This window comes from Enterobacter sp. TCD1-1, from assembly GCF_020567405.1.
Taxonomy (GTDB): domain Bacteria; phylum Pseudomonadota; class Gammaproteobacteria; order Enterobacterales; family Enterobacteriaceae; genus Enterobacter; species Enterobacter quasiroggenkampii.
Map to the genome: position 1 here is coordinate 240615 of NZ_JAJCXF010000004.1, position 17734 is coordinate 258348.

At 45.7% G+C, this 17734-nt stretch carries 16 protein-coding genes, 1 other RNA gene and 1 pseudogene; 8 read left to right on the forward strand and 10 right to left on the reverse strand.

Annotated elements, in window-relative coordinates; all coding sequences use genetic code 11:
• Positions 1-487 precede the first annotated feature (487 nt).
• The 3 genes from LJA86_RS17610 (at position 488) to LJA86_RS17620 (ending at position 2776) form a co-directional block, all read left to right on the forward strand.
• Positions 488-715, forward strand: a complete 228-nt coding sequence (locus tag LJA86_RS17610; protein WP_072050366.1) for a DUF1272 domain-containing protein — start codon at positions 488-490, stop codon at positions 713-715.
• A gap of 299 nt (positions 716-1014) precedes the next feature.
• Positions 1015-2100, forward strand: coding sequence for an AAA family ATPase (locus LJA86_RS17615; protein WP_229226510.1), 1086 nt, complete (start codon positions 1015-1017; stop codon positions 2098-2100).
• A complete protein-coding gene (locus LJA86_RS17620; protein WP_070534310.1) occupies positions 2093-2776 on the forward strand; it encodes an HNH endonuclease in 684 nt (227 codons plus the stop codon). Before LJA86_RS17615 ends, LJA86_RS17620 begins: the two co-directional genes overlap by 8 nt.
• Positions 2777-2926: 150 nt before the next feature.
• Here the strand turns inward: LJA86_RS17620 and LJA86_RS17625 are convergent.
• Both LJA86_RS17625 and LJA86_RS17630 read right to left on the reverse strand, forming a co-directional pair.
• Positions 2927-3328 (reverse strand): annotated as a pseudogene (locus tag LJA86_RS17625) (hypothetical protein); the annotation flags it as partial.
• Between the two features lie 35 nt (positions 3329-3363).
• Positions 3364-3579 carry an AlpA family transcriptional regulator gene (locus LJA86_RS17630; RefSeq protein ID WP_200076251.1) on the reverse strand — a complete coding sequence of 72 codons (216 nt, stop codon included), beginning with the start codon at positions 3577-3579 and terminating at the stop codon, positions 3364-3366.
• Positions 3580-4109: 530 nt separating this feature from the next.
• Between LJA86_RS17630 and LJA86_RS17635 the strand changes: the two genes are divergently transcribed.
• Both LJA86_RS17635 and LJA86_RS17640 read left to right on the forward strand, forming a co-directional pair.
• Positions 4110-6335 (forward strand): ATP-dependent nuclease, encoded by a 2226-nt coding sequence (locus tag LJA86_RS17635; protein WP_229226511.1) that lies wholly within the window; start codon positions 4110-4112, stop codon positions 6333-6335.
• Positions 6325-8361, forward strand: a complete 2037-nt coding sequence (locus LJA86_RS17640; protein WP_229226512.1) for a UvrD-helicase domain-containing protein — start codon at positions 6325-6327, stop codon at positions 8359-8361. The genes LJA86_RS17635 and LJA86_RS17640 overlap by 11 nt, the downstream gene beginning before the upstream one ends.
• A gap of 236 nt (positions 8362-8597) precedes the next feature.
• On the opposite strand, the gene LJA86_RS17645 is transcribed toward LJA86_RS17640, so the two are convergent.
• From LJA86_RS17645 to smpB, 4 genes are all read right to left on the reverse strand, one after another.
• Positions 8598-9236, reverse strand: a complete 639-nt coding sequence (locus LJA86_RS17645; RefSeq protein ID WP_049133507.1) for a hypothetical protein — start codon at positions 9234-9236, stop codon at positions 8598-8600.
• A gap of 1 nt (position 9237) precedes the next feature.
• Complete coding sequence (locus LJA86_RS17650) at positions 9238-10485, reverse strand: integrase domain-containing protein (RefSeq protein ID WP_058675109.1); 1248 nt, start codon at positions 10483-10485, stop codon at positions 9238-9240.
• Between the two features lie 166 nt (positions 10486-10651).
• Positions 10652-11015, reverse strand: a transfer-messenger RNA (tmRNA) gene (ssrA, locus tag LJA86_RS17655).
• Between the two features lie 89 nt (positions 11016-11104).
• Positions 11105-11587 carry an SsrA-binding protein SmpB gene (gene smpB, locus LJA86_RS17660; RefSeq protein WP_008502505.1) on the reverse strand — a complete coding sequence of 161 codons (483 nt, stop codon included), beginning with the start codon at positions 11585-11587 and terminating at the stop codon, positions 11105-11107.
• A gap of 156 nt (positions 11588-11743) precedes the next feature.
• On the opposite strand from smpB, the gene LJA86_RS17665 reads away from it, so the two are divergent.
• Entirely contained in the window at positions 11744-12181 is a 438-nt protein-coding gene (locus tag LJA86_RS17665) for a type II toxin-antitoxin system RatA family toxin (RefSeq protein ID WP_014832955.1), read from the forward strand.
• Positions 12171-12458, forward strand: coding sequence for an RnfH family protein (locus tag LJA86_RS17670; protein ID WP_008502503.1), 288 nt, complete (start codon positions 12171-12173; stop codon positions 12456-12458). Before LJA86_RS17665 ends, LJA86_RS17670 begins: the two co-directional genes overlap by 11 nt.
• A 104-nt stretch (positions 12459-12562) precedes the next feature.
• On the opposite strand, the gene bamE is transcribed toward LJA86_RS17670, so the two are convergent.
• The 3 genes from bamE to nadK all read right to left on the reverse strand — a co-directional run bounded on the left by bamE (position 12563) and on the right by nadK (position 15665).
• Positions 12563-12901: an outer membrane protein assembly factor BamE gene (gene bamE / locus LJA86_RS17675; RefSeq protein ID WP_229226513.1), complete on the reverse strand. Its 339-nt coding sequence runs from the start codon at positions 12899-12901 to the stop codon at positions 12563-12565.
• Between the two features lie 138 nt (positions 12902-13039).
• Positions 13040-14701 carry a DNA repair protein RecN gene (gene recN, locus LJA86_RS17680; RefSeq protein WP_048029282.1) on the reverse strand — a complete coding sequence of 554 codons (1662 nt, stop codon included), beginning with the start codon at positions 14699-14701 and terminating at the stop codon, positions 13040-13042.
• Between the two features lie 85 nt (positions 14702-14786).
• Positions 14787-15665, reverse strand: coding sequence for an NAD(+) kinase (nadK, locus tag LJA86_RS17685; protein ID WP_008502500.1), 879 nt, complete (start codon positions 15663-15665; stop codon positions 14787-14789).
• A gap of 122 nt (positions 15666-15787) precedes the next feature.
• Here nadK and grpE point away from each other — a divergent pair, with 122 nt between their 5' ends.
• The gene (grpE, locus tag LJA86_RS17690; protein ID WP_032646909.1) at positions 15788-16381 is read left to right on the forward strand and encodes a nucleotide exchange factor GrpE; all 594 of its coding nucleotides are present in this window, start codon (positions 15788-15790) and stop codon (positions 16379-16381) included.
• Between the two features lie 52 nt (positions 16382-16433).
• Here the strand turns inward: grpE and LJA86_RS17695 are convergent, their stop codons facing one another.
• Entirely contained in the window at positions 16434-17720 is a 1287-nt protein-coding gene (locus LJA86_RS17695) for an HlyC/CorC family transporter (protein ID WP_045909263.1), read from the reverse strand.
• Positions 17721-17734 lie beyond the last annotated feature (14 nt).

Genomic DNA, 17734 nt, shown 5'->3' on the forward strand with positions numbered 1-17734 from the left:
ACTTCGCGGGACATGTTGAGGGTACAAAAAAGCCCGCAGGGCTTGCGCCGTGCGGGCTTTCAGGACTTCATCAGTCGACTCTGGTGATCGCCGATGGAGAATTTTGGTGCTGGCGTCCTTGTAATTGGTGGGGGAGGTGGTTGAGTTTGTTGGGGATTTTGATTTTTTTGCGCGAAGGGGAAGGCGCAAAAAGAGTGGCGATGGTGTTGATATGGAAGGGATTTTTTTATCTTTTTGATTTTTAAGTTGATTGTTGAGGGCTGGGTTTTGCGTGTTGGTTGAGGCTTTGGTGGACGTTATAGGCTTGTCGTTCGTTTCCTCAAGTGAGCGTTTCTGTCGAATAGTTCACTCTCTTGAATTTTCCAGACTGTAGACCATGCTCATCTAATACACGTGAAAAACAATAGCGTCGTCTTTCGCATAAGGAGATACGGGTAGATGGCCTTTGGTATAGCCAATGATGTCCCTTTAACAATAAGAGAGCAACATGCTTGAACTCCGTCCTAATTGCGAATGCTGTGATAAAGATCTGCCACCTGAAACAAAAGAGGCATACATCTGTTCATTCGAATGCACATTTTGCGTCGATTGCGTGACCCAACGGCTTAACGGCCAGTGTCCGAACTGCGGAGGGGAGCTGGTGCGACGTCCAATACGCCCCGAAGCATCCCTCCTGCGACACCCTGCATCCAGTCAGCGTCACTATAAACAGTAGAGATGAAAAAACTATGTTCGCTCCTTGCTCATAACGACCTTCGTGATCCTCCTGGTCGTCCGCTTAGTGCCAGGAGGGGACGTTGGCTGATGTTTTTTTAATTTAAATTCCCGGGGGGAATGTTATATCCATTAAAATATAAAAGACCTTACTTCCTTTATCTTGAAATATCTATTTAGAATCATGCATTCTCGTTGGCGCCATTCTAGAACCATTAAAAATTATTTGCTGAACAGAACTTGAAATATAATTATATTTTTTGTAGGATGATTATTCAACAATAAACTGGAGATGCCTGAATGAACGTCTATTTCGTAGTCGGTCAAAATGGAGTTGGAAAAAGTCAGTTCCTTCTTAAACGAGCGTACGAAGATACCGTATTTAAATCAATAGTTATATGTAATTCTATACACGACAGATTCATCCCTTCCCCTAAAATTAAACGTCTCTCTGCTAAGAATTCAATGTCCTTGCCTAACAATGTGATGAAGAAAGCAATAATGTTATCTTTATCTGAAGGCCCTCACAAGCTTAGCGATATTTCCAGAACACTCATTTATTGTGGCTATCAACCAGTAATTACAGTTATAGTGAAACCTATACGAAACAGAGACGAAATATTTGAATCAAGATTCAATAATGATAATTCAAGCGGTTATATAATAAATGAAATAATGAATCATGGCAGTGAGTCTCTGGAATTCGACTTCGACTTTGGTCGCGCTGATAAAGACTTTAACTTTAGAGAACTATCCATTCTAAACGAAATATTACGTTCTGAAGGAGAACTGCGTGGCAGGAAAATAATTAAACCTATAGAAATATCACTTCACAAGCTAAATGGAGGGAAAATACCATTAGCCGGAGCTAGTTCTGGGGAGTTAAGTTTAATTACTTCATTCATTTATATCTTGTGTGAACTAGATGGTGCAGAACAGTTACTCATTGACGAACCTGAGAATAGCTTACACCCTCAATGGCAAAAAGAGTACGTGAGCAAACTAGTTGGATTAATTGGATATCGAGAGGTAAAAATATTTATTGCTACCCATTCCCCTCTTATTGTGTCTGGAGCTCAGCTTGAGGAATATATCTCCCCATCCTTTTATCATCCAGAAAGTAATGAGTGGAGCAAGTCATCATCAATAAATATCGAAGCTACTTTATGGGAGCAATTTGAAACCATTGGGCCTAAGAGCACATATCTCAGTGAGAAAATAGTTACTATTCTAGATGAATTTCAGTCTAGAAAGCGATCATTTGATGAGACAATTTCTGAAATTACTCTTATGGAAAAAGGTACCTTTGATAAATCTCAAACACTCACTTTTAAAGCCGCTGTAGGTTTGGCTAAAGCAATTGCACAGGAATTAAAAAATGCCTAACGATCCTTTAGAACCTAAGCTAACTACATTTAAGCTTTCAAAAAAAGAAGAAGAGGCCATTGAATTTGCCTTAAGTAAAGAAAATCCTTGGGCTCATGATGATAAGCAATTATCCAGCGTCAAAGATACAATTAAAGATATAAAGAATAGAATACGTGATTTCCATATGCAACGTCAGTCAAACCAATGCTGCTATTGTCGAACAATATTACATGGTACTGGTAGTTTTATGATTGATAGAGAGCATATCTTACCGAAAAGTAAATATAGTAAATTAACTTACAATATCTCAAATCTTTCCGTTGCTTGTAAAAGATGCAATATGGAAATAAAAAAAGACGAGCTTGGCTTTATTCGTTCCATACAGGATATCGAGGCCAATTTTGATGATGAATCTCAATATCTCTTCATTCATCCAAATCATGAGAAATACTCTAACTTCATAATCAGAAGGCAAGAACAAGTAGGTGATCATTGCGCAATAAAGTATATTTATGATGAGGGTTGTGAGAAGTCAAAGTTTACGTATAATTACTTTAAATTAGAAGGGCTTGAAATTGATTCTATTAATGAGACTCAAGGGCTAACTCGTACGGATTCACAAGAAAATTTAAAGCTACGCTTGGAACAAGAAATAGAAAGACTACGTAACCAACTAAATGCACTAAATATATAAAAAGAGACTTATCCTCTAATTCAGGTAGAGGCACATTAAAAAATACATGTTCTTTTTTCGCTCATGAACGATAATTCCACTCAAATCTCACCATTGCAGGAGATTTGAGTGTGAACATGTCACCGTGGAGCAAAAAACATATCATCGGCCTTCATCGAGGCGGAAGTGATCCGGCAGGATGTCGGAAGGCCTTTCCTGTCGCAGGCGTTCAAGCTGACCGCTCCAGTCCTCCAGTACCTCACCATCAGGGGTCATTAGCCGGGCCATCTGCACACCCGCGTGCGCCAGTTTTACGGCGATTTTCAGCAACTCCTCCTCGCGGATATCGCCTGTGCGAAGTACCCGGACGTAGAGCGCGTCAGGTCTGATTATGGTCAGGTTATCCAGATCGGCCAGTTCATCCGGGCCGAGTACCACCGGAGGAACATCATCTTCCCGGTCGGGATCTTTTCGCCACACGCGTGAAGTCTCCCATGCCAGGCTTCCGGCCAGGATCACCACTTCGAGCGTGCGGTCTGGAGACTGCTTGTTGAGGAAAGGGGCGCGTTTCATGATGGGGTATCGGTCGGCTCATCCATGAGCGTAGATTAACGGATGGCGGCGCGACGCTGCTGCCACTGACGGATTTCAGCGGCATCGAAGACCACTAGTCGGGAAGAGAGATGGACGGGGCGGGGAAAGTCGGTGTTTTTAATCAGGCGGTAAACTGACGATTCGCTCATCGCCAGAAACTGAACTACTTGCCGCATACGCACATTGCCGCTTTCGGGAAAAGCATCGCTGCTGTCAGCACGGGTTTTCATGATTGCACCTCACGGGAACAGAGTGTCGAAGCGGTTATAGCGCGGAACGGAGAGCAGGGGGATAGGTCCGGGTGAAAAAGTTAAGTCCGGATAGAAAGTAATGAGTCCGGGAAGAATTTATGGGCTGTTAGAATCAGTATTTTTACAATTAATTTATTGAAAATAAATGGTTTTGCTTCTCTCTTTTTCAATCAAGCCCCTACATGCTGTAGGTTAACGAATGTCAACGCACGACTATAAACACTTCACTATAGCCGACACTATCTCTTAGTCAGTTAAGAACGCAAATCCTGATTTTAAAATAAATGGCTAATAGGGGGATCCTTTAATAATGAAAGTAAGTCTTGATTAATATAAAAAACTAATTGGTTATAGCCATTAGTTATAGAGGGGGATATTTTTTTAAAGATGATTTCCTAGTGTGAAAGCGTATTGCTATATTTTTATCTGTTGATTTTGTGAGTGTTTTTCGTTAAGTTTTATGTGTTTTTAAATGGGTGAACAAAAAATACATTTCTACAGGAGGTTTTGTGTATATATCTTTTCTAAAAATAAATAACTTCAGAAAGTTTGGAGAGAATGAAAACATTATCGGTTTTGTTCAATCGCATAGTGATTCGCCACAAAAGGATTTAGTCGCGTCATCAACAACACTAGTGATTGGAAAGAATAACTCAGGAAAAACAACTGTAACAAAAGCATTGGAACTTCTGCTCTCTGACTCAGAAAAAATCACAGGGCACGATTTTAATTATAATTATTCAAAAATGATACTTAAGCAAAACTTTGATAACAAACCGCACATTACACCAAAACTATCTTTTGAAATAGAAATTATTTTAGATGACATGACGAATGATCTCATCGGTGATTTTCAACCGTTTATTGATGTAAGAAAATCATTAAATGAAGATGTGCGAAAAGCAAATATCATTATTGAGTATGAAGTTAAAATAAAAGCAGACTATATAGCTAAAATTGAAGCACTCAAAGAAGATTGTTCCAGTGGGAACCATAATCCAGAAGCAATTTTTAGGAAATATCTCGATATATTATCTAAAACACAATTCAGAAGAAGGATAAAAAATTATCAAGATATAAATGTTGATACTTTAACCCCAAAAAACATCATCGATTTACGAGTTATCTCGGCAGCAAAAAATATTCATGATAAAAGATTACTCACAAAATCATTCAATAAAATAATAAAATATATGTATGAATGTGATGAGGTGGAATATAAGGGAATACTAAGTTTAGTTGATGGAAATAATGAAAATCTAACCCAAAACATTAAAATAAAACATCAATCAGGTGTTGAGAGAATTTTAGCAAAGATAATATCGGATAAAGATATTGGGATAGAACTCAGATCCGAATTGACATTTGATAAACTAATGTCGGACTTGATAACTTATGAGCATAAAGATGGAGAGTTTCTTGTTCCTGAGAGTCAATTCGGTTTAGGTTATGCGAGCTTAGTTAGTATTATCGGTGAAATAATTGACTATACAAATCAAAGTTTGAAGGAAACAAGTCAAAGCAGGATTAGGCTTTTATGTATTGAAGAACCAGAAGTCTTTATGCACCCACAGATGCAAATCAATTTCATCAGACATATCCAAGAAGCATTGAATGAGATTTTATCATCTCATGTTGAAACATTGACGTCTCTTAAAAGTCAAATACTCATCACTACACATTCATCTCATATTTTAAATAGCGTCATACATAGTAGTAATACTTTTGATGATATTAATTATATTTATCTCAAAGATGGGAATGCTGCGAGTGTTTTACTAAAGGATAGAGATATTGCAAATACAAAAAAGAAATCATTACAATTTGAGTTTATTAAGAAACACATAAAACATCAAACTCCAGATTTATTTTTCTCTGATGCTATAATATTTGTTGAAGGTATTACAGAAGAGCGAGTTTTGAACTCATATATTGAAGATGATCCCGTCCTCAATCGAATGCACATTTCTGTTTTCAGAATTGATGGTGCACATGCAAAAGTTTACGAAAAGCTAATTAATAAAATTCAAATCCCCTCCTTGATCATTACTGATATTGATTTCAAAAAAGATGTTAAGAAAACCGATAAAAGTATAGTTGCACATACTGAAAGTAAAGATAATTTTTGTGACGTTGATGACGTTGATGACGTTGATGACGTTGATGACGTTGATGACGTTGATGACGTTGATGACGTTGATGACGTTGATGACGTTGATGACGTTGATGAAAGTGACAAGATTGTTGAACAAATATCTGTTCTTTCTGAAGACTTAATAACTACAAATGCAACTCTACGTCATTTTTATAGAAACAGAAAGATTGCAGCCTTAAAAGATTATTATGTAAAAGATAATTTGATGGTTGTTTTTCAGAAGGATGGCATTGGTATACCAACAGAATGTCCTCAAAAATTTTATTATGCTACTAGTTTCGAAGAGGCACTAATTTTAAAGAATTATAATAATGACTTACTATTAAATGTCCTTCTAAAAGTTATAAAAAAAGAAACAATAAAAACCCTTGGCAGTCCAAGGGATGTTTGTAACATAGCTCATAACTCAAGGCAACTACAAAAGTTACTGGCTCGGAAAAAAAGTGAATTTTCTAATAATCTTATATTCTCTTTAGTTACAACAGAACAACATAAACCTGAGCTTCCTGATTACATTTTGAAGGGATTTGAATGGCTCACGTTAAAATTAAAAAGGGATGGCGTAACCTATGAAATTTGAACTTGATCAACAACAAGTTGAAGTCGAAAGAAATGTCGAGATTGAGCTTTTTAAACTGATAGAAAAATCTGAGTCTTTCTATTTTATTTCTGGGGCTGGGTCCGGAAAAACACATGCTCTCATCACAAGTGTTAATAAATTTATAAATGATAATTACACGCAACTGATATTAAATGGTCAAAAACTTCTATGTATTACATATACAAATAACGCAGCAGATGAAATTAAACATAGATTAGGCGATAATGATTTAGTAATAACCTCTACAATCCATTCTTACATCTGGGATCTTGTTAAATTCCATATGGATTTATTACTTGATGAGCATGTTATTTTCTTGAATGAAGAAATAGAAAGAATTTACAGTGAAATTTATGAACTACGAACAGATAATGCAACTTTATTGAAAGTGAGAAGTTTGAAAGAACCTCAACTAGATGCAATAATAGACTATATTCTTGTAGATAAAAATGATTTTTATGAGTCTCTTAAATCAGCCTCTAAGTTTTGGACGTATTTAAAAGGAATTACTGATGAAGAGGTGTTTAAGCATCTAAAAGGTAATTATCAGCAATTAACAACTGTTTTTAAGAAATTAGTAAAATCTCAAGAATTCAAACGATGTATATGTAATATTGAGAAAAAAGAAGAACAGTACACTACAATAAAATACTTCAATACTAAAAATATTGAAGTTTTATATAAAAACATTATCGGGCATAATACGTTGTTAATATATGCATCCAGATTGATTCAAAAATATACTTTGCTTTCAAAATGCATCATAGATGCTCATCCCCTTATTTTTATTGACGAATATCAGGATACGGATGAAAATGTTATCAATTTATTTTTAAGTGTAGATAATATTGCAAAAGGAGGAAATAAGAAAATGTGCTTAGGTTTCTTTGGGGATCCTATGCAGACAATTTATAAACATAGCATGCATAAAGAATCGCAAAGCTTAAAGAAATTGGTGAAAAACATTAATAGGAGATCGCATCAGAATATTGTTGAGTGCATTAATAAAATTAGAGGTGATAATCAAGATGTTAAACAAAAACCAATAAAAATATACGCAGAACAATGCTGCCCATCGCTGATTATCGAAAGTGAAAAAAATTATACGAATAACTATTTATCTTCCATAATTCAGAGGCATAAAAGCGAATGGAGCATAAATGAAAATTCCAAACTTGCCTGCCTTGTTCTCAAAAATGAAATGCTGTCTCAGCTCCTTGGATTTGAAGGTCTTTTTTCTACTATGCTAGATATCTACCAAACTGAGCATGCAAAAGGATTTGAGATGATTGGTTCGGAATTTTTATTTAGAGAAATAAGGTATGCCGGTTCCTTACCATCTATTCTGCATGATTTATTGATGCCACTTTATCTCTTGAAAAGAAAAGCGAACTTTTCGGTTTCAGATTTTTTCAATGTAAAGCCAATTTCAAATCATAACTTGTCAGATGTTTTAGATTCTATAAAAATAATTGAGTCATTAAAAGTTAAATGCTTAAGTGATTTTGTACATGAAATATCTGAAATATATGTTGGGCAGGAAGCGGAAATTCAAAGTCTGATTAGCTATAACTTTCATCTTGTTATCGATGGCTTAGAAAGTGCGAAAGAGAAAATTATTGATAAATGTAGGTTTAAGGATACGGAAAAGATTCCTCAATTATTGGATGAATTATTTAAGATTGATATGGAACAGTTTTTCCTATGGCTGGATTTTATTTATCAGACTTATCCAGAAAATTTAGTTTCATACTTGACTTGCCATGCCTCAAAAGGTCTGGAGTTTGATAATGTCATAATTTTTCTTTCCGATTCTTTCAATAGAAAAGAAGGGTATTTTTCTAATCTCTTAAACTCTGATATAAATTCCATTTTGGAACCTCAACTTGAGTCAGCAAGAAGATTACTTTATGTTTCAAGTTCAAGGGCTGTAAAGAATTTAAAAATTTATCTTTTTACAAATAAAGAAATTGATAAATCTAAAGTTGATTATTTATTTACCTGATATATGAGTTGACTAATTTATAGCGAATGCCATGGATGGCTCAACAGACGGTTCATTCTCAATGAATATTTTGCTACTCCTACATACTTTGAGATTTTTTAGTTCATATTAGAATCAGCTGGAACTGCAAGTTCCATAGAAAATGCCTAACCTAGTATCTTCAAAGACTGCTCTTGGCACTATGCCGACTATGTGTCTAGAGGAGTCTGCAGCATTTCAGTACTGGTAGCAACTTCCTACGCTTCCTTTCCCATCTTCAACACCTCATAAAATGTCCCTCGCCCAAGCCCGTCTGACGGCAATTCCTGTTCCTGAGCCAGAGCCTTAAGCTTTCGAAGTATCCGATCCGAAGCCGGTTTATCAGACGTACCATAACGCCCGTCAGTCTCCTCTACCAAAAGCTGAACCAGCAACCAGCAGAGTTGGGCAGTATTCTCCCTCGCTTTGTCGCGCTTATGCATTCCTCGTTGGGAAGGTTGTGCTGAAGCAGTTAGATCCGGCAGCGCATCGTCGCCGAGCATCTTTAGCCACTTGCGGCCACGGCTATTACGCGACAGTTTCATCACCGCCTTCAGGCTGCGGGCCTTAATTTCTGGCGGCGTCAGTTCGTCATCAATAAGCCGCCAGGCCAGCGCGAACATCTCATCGGCATAGAACATGCGTTTGTTCGCCGGGGCACTGACCATGCCCGTTGCCTTGATGGTGCGGCTGATGGCGTCGTGCAGGATACGGTAATTTTCCTGATGTTCTTCCGGCAGGGCATTTGCTGGTTGGGATGCATCAAGGCCGAGAAGCAGAAGGGCGAGATGCCGCGCTTCCAGCAGCGGCATATCACATTCCCGTTCAAACAGATTCTGACGAATGGGACTGATCACATTATTCTCCTTCCACGATCTGCAGCGGTTCTTCTGCACCGAGCAGCGCCTGCCGTCTGGCGGCATCGACGTAGTTTCCCCACCACTGCATGAGCGGTCGCCTTTGTTCCAGGTAATCGCTGCGGTTGTAGGCCGCTTCGATCTCGTCTTCTTTCTGGTGCGCCAGTGCAGATTCCAGGACTTCACGGGGGAAATGACCTGCGCCTGCGGTCCTGGCGATGCTGCGCATGCCGTGGGCGACCAGTTCACCGCCAAACCCCATACGGATAAGCGCGGCGTTCGCGGTCTGCTGGTGCATATGCTCCAGTGGTTTGCGGATGCTGGGGAACACCCACGGACGATGGCGGCTGACGGGCTCCATGATCTGAAGAACGCGCAGCGCCTGTTTGCTGAGAGGCACCGTGTGCGAACGATTCATCTTCATAAAGGTGTCAGGGATGCGCCATTCCGCTTTTTTCATATCGATGTCGCACCAGCGAGCGCTGACGGCTTCGCCGGGGCGAACCCAGGTCAGTAGTTCCCATTCGATTAGACAGCGGGTTTCCTTGCGGATAGAAGCGTTCTGTAGCGCCAGCATTAGCCTGCCCAGTTCACTGGGGTGAAGGGCGGGCATGTTCTGCTTTTTCGGTTTCTTGAAACGGGCGACCAGGTTGTCAGCCGGGTTAAACTCGATAAGCTCTTCGGAGATGGCGAAGCGGAAGATTTCATTGAGCCGTGAGATCACCCGCCGCAGCGTTTCGAGGATGCCCTGTTCTTCCAGCGGTGTAAGGTGTTCCTTGAGCATCTTCGGGCGGATCTCAGTGACGGGCGTACTACCCAGAGAGGGGAAGACGTGCATCTCCAGCGAGCGCCAGACATCTTTGGCGTGATCTTCGCTAAGATCGCTGGTCCTTTTTTTCTCTTTGAGCCACTGTTCCGCAACTTTTTCCAGCGTGCATTCATTCTGGAGTCGTTGCTCCTCTGCAACCTGCTCCAGATGGGCCTGCGGGTCGATACCCTGCACGAGTAAACGCCGGTATTGCAACCTGAAATCTCGCGCCATGGCGAGGGTGACAACCGGGTAGGGGCCAATGCTGATTTTGGTCCGTTTTTTCAGCGCCGGGGGAGTGTATTCGAAGTACCAGATCTTTCTGCCGGATGGCTTAATCAACAACGCCAGCCCGTCGCCATCGCGCAGCATATACTCAGTCTTCTGCGGTTTGGCGGCAGCGATCTCGGTATTGGTTAGTGATTTCAATACCTTAGGCATGTTTTTGCACCTGGTTTTTTTAGCGTTCAGGCAACGCGGTGCAAAACAAGATACATAATGCTCAAGATTCATACAGAGATCATGACCACACATGCAACAAAAAAGCCTGCAACTCGTTGAAGTTACAGGCTTTTTGAAGGTTCATGATGCATCATGAATGAATGTTTGGTGGAGCTGGCGGGAGTTGAACCCGCGTCCGAAATTTCTACATCCTCGGTACTACATGCTTAGTTTGTCTTTACATTCGCACGCCAGCTGCGGACAGACACGCCACTAACGAACTAGCCTGATTAGTTTTAACGCTTCAACCCCAGGCAGGGCTTCCACGCGATCTCTTTTGGGTTTGACCTCTCTTTGATCCCCGTCTTAAGAGCGGAAGCTAGGGAGAGAGGGCTCAGAGCAGGTTATTAAGCTGCTAAAGCGTAGTTTTCGTCGTTTGCGACTATTTTTTTGCGGCTTTTAACGAGGCAAACCGCCCCTCGGCATGCACCTTGGGTTTCGCAAATCCCGTCGAATCCAGAATCAGCCCCAATAGTGTTGAACTGAGTATACCAGATTTCACTTCCTGGATACCAGCCCGGAACGCTAACTTATTGAATAGTACAATAAGTGTGCAGAATCAACGTCCTGCGTTTTTCATAATGCGCGCTTTGTCCAGCTGCCACTCGCGCTCTTTCAGGTCAGTACGTTTGTCGTGCTGTTTTTTACCCTTCGCGACGCCAACTTTCACTTTGCACCAGGCGTTTTTCCAGTACAGCGACAGGGCGACCACGGTGAAACCTTCGCGGTTGATGCGTCCGTAGAGGGATTCCAGTTCACGCTTGTTTAGCAGCAGTTTACGCGTGCGCGTTGGGTCACACACGTAGTGTGAAGAGGCGACGGTCAGCGGCGTAAAGTTTGCGCCGAACAGGAAGGCTTCGCCATCTTTCAGGATCACGTAGCTATCGCCGATGTTGGCTTTCCCGGCGCGCAGCGATTTTACTTCCCAGCCCTGCAACGCAAGGCCAGCTTCGAATTCTTCTTCAATGAAATACTCGTGGCGAGCACGCTTGTTGAGCGCAATGGTCGCCGAGCCTGGTTTATGTGCTTTTTTCTTCGTCATAAGTGTCGTAAAGCCGTCGGTAATCTGATTTCAAAAAGTCACCTCATTGCGTCCTGTGAGGTCTAACGCGCTATCTTAGCACGAGATGAGGCTTAGCGTTTTTTTAACAGGTGATAAATGTTATTATTTGTCCGTTGTGTGACCATGGGAAATGCTATGCCTCAGATTAGCCGTACTGCGCTTGTGCCTTACAGCGCGGAACAAATGTATCAGTTAGTGAACGATGTTCAGTCTTATCCAGAGTTTATTCCGGGATGCACCGGGAGCCGCGTTCTGGAGTCCGGCCCGACGCAGATGACCGCGGCGGTGGATGTTTCCAAAGCGGGGATCAGTAAGACGTTCACCACCCGTAATACGCTGACGAGCAATCAGAGTATTTTGATGCATCTGGTGGATGGTCCCTTTAAGACCCTGATGGGGGGCTGGAAGTTTACGCCGCTGAGCGCTGACGCCTGCCGCATTGAGTTCCATCTGGACTTCGAGTTTACCAATAAGCTGATTGAGCTGGCGTTTGGCCGCATCTTTAAAGAGCTGGCATCGAATATGGTTCAGGCGTTCACCACCCGCGCCAAAGAGGTTTACAGTGTCGCATAAGATTGCTGTAGAAGTGGTGTACGCGCTTCCGGAGAAGCAGTATCTGCAGCGCGTGACGCTGGAAGAGGGGGCGACCGTTGAGGCGGCCATCCGTGCTTCCGGCATACTTGAGCTTCGCAGCGATATCGACCTGGCGAAGAACAAGGTCGGGATTTACAGCCGTCCGGTGAAGCTGGGCGATGTGCTGAAAGAGGGCGACCGGGTGGAGATTTATCGTCCGCTGATTGCCGACCCGAAAGAGCTGCGTCGTCAGCGCGCGGAGAAGGCCAGTAAATAGCGCTTTCTTCTCCTCACCCTGACCCTCTCCCCAAAGGGGCGAGGGGATCAACACAAAACAAAAAAGGTGCTCAATGAGCACCTTTTTGCTTTTCTGACACCGGATTATTTGGTCAGGGCAGGCTTGTTGTCGATCTTGGTCAACACACCGGCGCTGCTGAAGGTCAGCGTCAGGGTCTGCTGGGTCGCATCTTCATGGCCCGGCTTCTGACGGAATACATAGAACCAGGTGTTAGTGCCGAACGGATCGGACATCATCGGGGTTCCCAGTGCATAAGCGACCTGCTGTTGTGTCATCCCCACGCGGATTTTGGACACATCGTTAGGGGTAAGGTAGTTCCCCTGGTTGATGTCAGGACGGTAAACCACTTTCTCCAGAGTGGAACAGCCTGCGGTCAACATCAGAAGAACCGCTGCGGCAGCGGTCAGCATTTTACAACGCATAGTGATTTGATTCCTTTTCGGGCCCGAGCAGAACGCGGCTCATATGTAATATGCCGATGATAATAGACCTTGCCCCACTTTGAAACCGGTCTGGCGGCGTTTTTGTTGTTCTGTATGACCCTGAGATCCCGAAAAAGTTTATGCCGCCAGCAGTTCTTTCGCGTTCGCGAGCGTGTTACGCGTGACTTCGCTGCCGCCGAGCAGGCGTGCCAGCTCCTGCAGACGCGCACGTTTATCCAGCGGCTTCATGTGCGTTTCGGTCATTTCACCGTCGGTTTCTTTGCTGACGATAAAGTGATGATGACCGCAGCCCGCGACCTGCGGCAGGTGGGTGACACACATCACCTGCGTGGATTCGCCGAGCTGGCGCAGCAGTTTACCCACCACCGCCGCCGTCGGGCCGCTGATGCCGACATCCACTTCATCGAAAATCAGCGCCGGGGTGTCCATTTTACGCGCGGTGATCACCTGAATCGCCAGCGCAATACGCGACAGTTCACCGCCGGAGGCCACTTTGGAAATCGCCTGCAGCGGCTGCCCCGGGTTGGTGGTGACGCGGAATTCGATGCGATCCGCACCTTCCGCCGTCAGGTGATTCTCTTCAAAGCGAACGTCAATGGTGAAGACGCCATGCGGCATCGCCAGCGTGTGCATGCTGTCGGTAATGTGCTGGCTTAACTCCTGAGCATAGTGCTGACGAATTTCATGCAGCTTTTGCGCTGTCGCCAGCGCCTGTTCATGGTGCAGGCTCACCGCCAGAGAGAGGGTTTCCAGCGAGTCAGCCTGATCGTCAAGCTGCTGCTGCTCGTCCAGCAGAGACTGATAGTAGCCCGGCAGCTCTTCCGGCGTAACGTGGTGCTTGCGCGCCAGCGAGATCTGACGGGAGATACGCTGTTCCAGCTCAAACAGACGGTTCGGGTCGAGATCCAGACGCTCACAGTAGTGGCGCAGTTCGTCACCGGCTTCAGAGATCTGAATGGCCGCCTCTTCCAGCATATCCAGGACGCCAGACAGTTTGCTGTCCATGCCGACCAGTTCGGTAAGCAGCTGACGGACGTTATACAGCTGGCTCTGCAGGTTCACGTCTTCGCCATCCGCCAGCAGGTTGAGCGCATTCTGACTGGTTGAGAGCAGATGCCCGCTGTTCGCCAGGCGTTTGTACTCTTCGTCGATTTGCTCAAACTCACCCGCCTGCGGGTTAAATTCGTTCAGCTCTTTGAGCTGGTATTCCAGCAGCTCCGCACGGGCGGCGCGCTCCTGGCTTTGCTGCTGGTGCTGAGCGAGCTCGCGGCAGCTCTGATGCCACTGGCGATAGTGCTCGGCCATAAGCTGAGTAAGCGCGTACTCACCCGCATAGCCATCCAGAAGCGCTTTCTGCTGTTCGGGTTTAACGAGTTGCTGATGCGCGTGCTGACCGTGGATCTGGATAAGCAGCTGACCGAGTTCACGAAGCTGGGAGAGCGGGACCGCCGTGCCGTTGATAAAGCCGCGTGAGCGGCCGTCGCTGCTGATCACACGGCGAAGTAAACACTCACGTCCATCTTCAAGCTGGTTCTGCTCCAGCCAGCGCTGAGCTGCAGGGGTGTCTTTCAGGGAGAAGCGGGCGCACAGGTCGGCACGGTTTGCGCCCATGCGCACCATGTCGCCCTCGGCGCGGCCGCCAAGACACAAGCCGAGGGCATCAATGGCAATGGATTTACCCGCACCGGTTTCCCCGGTGATCGCCGTCATGCCGCTGTGGAAATCGATCTCAAGCTCACGAACAATGGCAAAGTTGCTGATGGTCAGTTGTGCCAGCATAATTGTTTTCCTGTATGAAAAACCATAACTGTGTTTTCATACAGTATAAACTGGTTTTATATACAGTAAAGCCCTGGTTGCAAAATCAGAACAATTTTTTTGACCAGCCAAGCTTCGAACTTAATGTATTGAAATAGCTGTAATCTTTCGGGTGAATCAAATTCAGGTGGTAATCACACCGGCGAATAAGCACATCTTCACCTTCCTGGATCGGCAGCGCAATCTGGCTGTCGCAGCTGATCTCCAGGTCGTTTCGGCGGTGCGAGAAGCGCAGACGGATCGTGCTGTCGCCGTTGATCACCAGCGGGCGGGCGGAGAGCGTGTGCGGGAACATCGGCACCAGGGTTATGGCGTCCAGAGAGGGGGTCAGGATCGGGCCGCCGGCAGATAGCGAGTAGGCGGTTGAACCGGTCGGTGTCGAGATAATCAGCCCGTCAGAACGCTGGGAGAAGGCAAAGATTTCGTCGATATAGACTTCGAACTCAATCATGTGCGCCACTTTACCGGGGTGAAGGACCACCTCGTTAATCGCGGTGCTGATGCGCTTCTGGCAGTCCTGCTGGCACACCTGCGCTTCCAGTAAAAAGCGTTTTTCGCTGATATAGTGGCCTTCCAGCACGTCGGCCAGCTGCTGCTGCGCATTGTCCGGGTCGAGGTCGGTTAAAAAACCGAGATTGCCACGGTTGATACCGATGACCTTGATGTCATAACGCGCCAGCGTGCGGGCCGCGCCAAGCATGTTGCCGTCGCCGCCCACCACCACCGCGAGATCGGCCTGTTGGCCAATTTCCGCCAGCGTGCCGGTTTTGACGCTCTTCAGCTGCAGCTCCTGGGCAATCTGCTGCTCGACCATCACTTCATAGCCTTTGCTACACAACCAGCGATACAACATTTCATGTGTCGTTAGTGCGGTAGGGTGACGCGGATGCCCGACGATCCCAATACACCTGAAATGATTATTCATTTTCTGGAGGTCCTTGTGCCTGATGAATGATGACAATCTGTCTTGTTCCCTTGAATCCCGGAAACTGATCCCCATAATAAGCGAAGTTAGCGAGATGAATGCAGAAAAACGCGGAGAAATTCATGAGTAGTAAAGAACAGAAAACGCCTGAGGGGCAAGCCCCTGAAGAAATTATCACGGAACAGCACGATGAAGTTGAGGCTGTAGAGCCAGACGCATCTGCTGAGCAGGTGGACCCGCGCGATGAAAAAATTGCGAATCTGGAAGCCCAACTGGTAGAAGCACAGAATCGCGAACGCGATGGTGTTCTGCGCATCAAGGCGGAGATGGAAAACCTGCGTCGCCGTACCGAGCAGGACGTTGAGAAGGCGCATAAATTTGCGCTGGAGAAATTCGTCAACGAACTGCTGCCGGTGATCGATAGCCTCGATCGTGCGCTGGAAGTGGCTGACAAAGCGAATCCGGACAACGCCGCAATGATCGAAGGTATCGAACTGACGCTGAAATCCATGCTCGACGTGGTGCGTAAGTTTGGCGTGGAAGTGATTGCCGATACCGACGTTCCGCTGGATCCAAACGTTCACCAGGCGATTGCGATGGTTGAATCTGAAGAGATTGAAGCCGGTAAAGTGCTGGGCGTAATGCAGAAAGGTTACACCCTGAACGGCCGTACCATTCGCGCGGCGATGGTGACCGTGGCGAAAGCGAAAGCGTAATTCGCTATCCGTAGTGCCGGGTAGCGGCGTTCGCCTTACCCGGCCTACAACCTTACTCCGCGATACTTTCGCGCAGGGGTTTAACGGGCAGGACTTTCACCTGCTTGATCATATTGTCCTGCACGTCCAGGATATCAATATCGTACTGCTCAATGCGCACCCGCGTGCCCGCGGCCGGGATCTCTTCCAGCGCTTCCAGAATCATCCCGTTAATGGTGCGAGCCTCATCTTCCGGCAAATGCCAGTTAAAGGCTTTGTTGAGTTCACGAATGTTTGCGCTTCCGTCAATCAGCACCGAGCCATCGTTTTGCGGGGTGACCTCTTCCGCGAGGGAAGGAGACATTGAGGTGGTAAAGTCCCCGACAATCTCTTCCAGAATATCTTCGACCGTCACCAGCCCCTGGATATCGCCGTACTCGTTGACCACCAGGCCGACCTTCTTCTTGTTGCGCTGGAATTTCACCAGCTGCGTGCTGAGCGGCGTTCCTTCCGGCACGTAGTAAATTTCGTCGGCGGCGCGCAGCATCACCTCTTTGGTGAACTCTTTTTTCTCGGTCATCAGACGGTAGGCTTCGCGCACGCGCAGCATGCTGATGGCGTCATCCAGCGAGTCGCGGTACAGCACAATGCGCCCGTGCGGAGAGTGCGTCAGCTGGCGAACGATGGCTTTCCAGTCGTCATTGATGTCGATACCGACGATTTCGTTACGCGGCACCATGATGTCGTTCACGCTCACCTTTTCCAGATCCAGCACCGACAGGAGCATGTCCTGATTGCGCCGGGAGATCTGCGAGCGGGATTCATTCACGATAGTGCGCAGCTCCTCTTTGCTGAGTGCGCTGCTGATAGTGACGTCGGCTTTGATTCCCACCATCCGCATCAGGACGCGCGTCACCATGTTCAGCAGCCAGACCAGCGGCATCATCAGGATCTGCAGCGGTGCCAGCAGGAAGCTGCTCGGGTAGGCGACCTTCTCCGGGTAAAGCGCGGCGATGGTTTTCGGCAGCACTTCGGCAAACACCAGCACCACGAACGTTAGCACGCCGGTGGCAATCGCCACCCCGGCGTTACCGTACAGGCGCATCCCGACAATGGTGCCGAGGGCGGAGGCCAGAATGTTGACGAGGTTGTTGCCGATGAGCACCAGGCTTATCAGGCGATCCGGCTTGCGGAGCAGCTTTTCAACGCGACGGGCGGCGCGGTTACCCTGTTTAGCACGATGACGTAACCGGTAGCGGTTTAAGGTCATCATGCCGGTTTCCGAGCCGGAGAAATAGGCGGAGATGACCACCATGACGATCAGCGTAACGATCAGCGTGGTGGTAGAGATGTGTTCCAGGGGGAACTCCTTTG

Excerpts from the sequence above, each read along its gene's own strand:
- LJA86_RS17610 (WP_072050366.1), top strand. The coding sequence starts at position 488 with ATGCTTGAACTCCGTCCTAATTGCGAATGCTGTGATAAAGATCTGCCA.
- LJA86_RS17615 (WP_229226510.1), top strand. The coding sequence starts at position 1,015 with ATGAACGTCTATTTCGTAGTCGGTCAAAATGGAGTTGGAAAAAGTCAG.
- LJA86_RS17620 (WP_070534310.1), top strand. The coding sequence starts at position 2,093 with ATGCCTAACGATCCTTTAGAACCTAAGCTAACTACATTTAAGCTTTCA.
- LJA86_RS17630 (WP_200076251.1), bottom strand. The coding sequence starts at position 3,579 with ATGAAAACCCGTGCTGACAGCAGCGATGCTTTTCCCGAAAGCGGCAAT.
- LJA86_RS17640 (WP_229226512.1), top strand. The coding sequence starts at position 6,325 with ATGAAATTTGAACTTGATCAACAACAAGTTGAAGTCGAAAGAAATGTC.
- LJA86_RS17650 (WP_058675109.1), bottom strand. The coding sequence starts at position 10,485 with ATGCCTAAGGTATTGAAATCACTAACCAATACCGAGATCGCTGCCGCC.
- smpB (WP_008502505.1), bottom strand. The coding sequence starts at position 11,587 with ATGACGAAGAAAAAAGCACATAAACCAGGCTCGGCGACCATTGCGCTC.
- LJA86_RS17665 (WP_014832955.1), top strand. The coding sequence starts at position 11,744 with ATGCCTCAGATTAGCCGTACTGCGCTTGTGCCTTACAGCGCGGAACAA.
- bamE (WP_229226513.1), bottom strand. The coding sequence starts at position 12,901 with ATGCGTTGTAAAATGCTGACCGCTGCCGCAGCGGTTCTTCTGATGTTG.
- recN (WP_048029282.1), bottom strand. The coding sequence starts at position 14,701 with ATGCTGGCACAACTGACCATCAGCAACTTTGCCATTGTTCGTGAGCTT.
- nadK (WP_008502500.1), bottom strand. The coding sequence starts at position 15,665 with ATGAATAATCATTTCAGGTGTATTGGGATCGTCGGGCATCCGCGTCAC.
- grpE (WP_032646909.1), top strand. The coding sequence starts at position 15,788 with ATGAGTAGTAAAGAACAGAAAACGCCTGAGGGGCAAGCCCCTGAAGAA.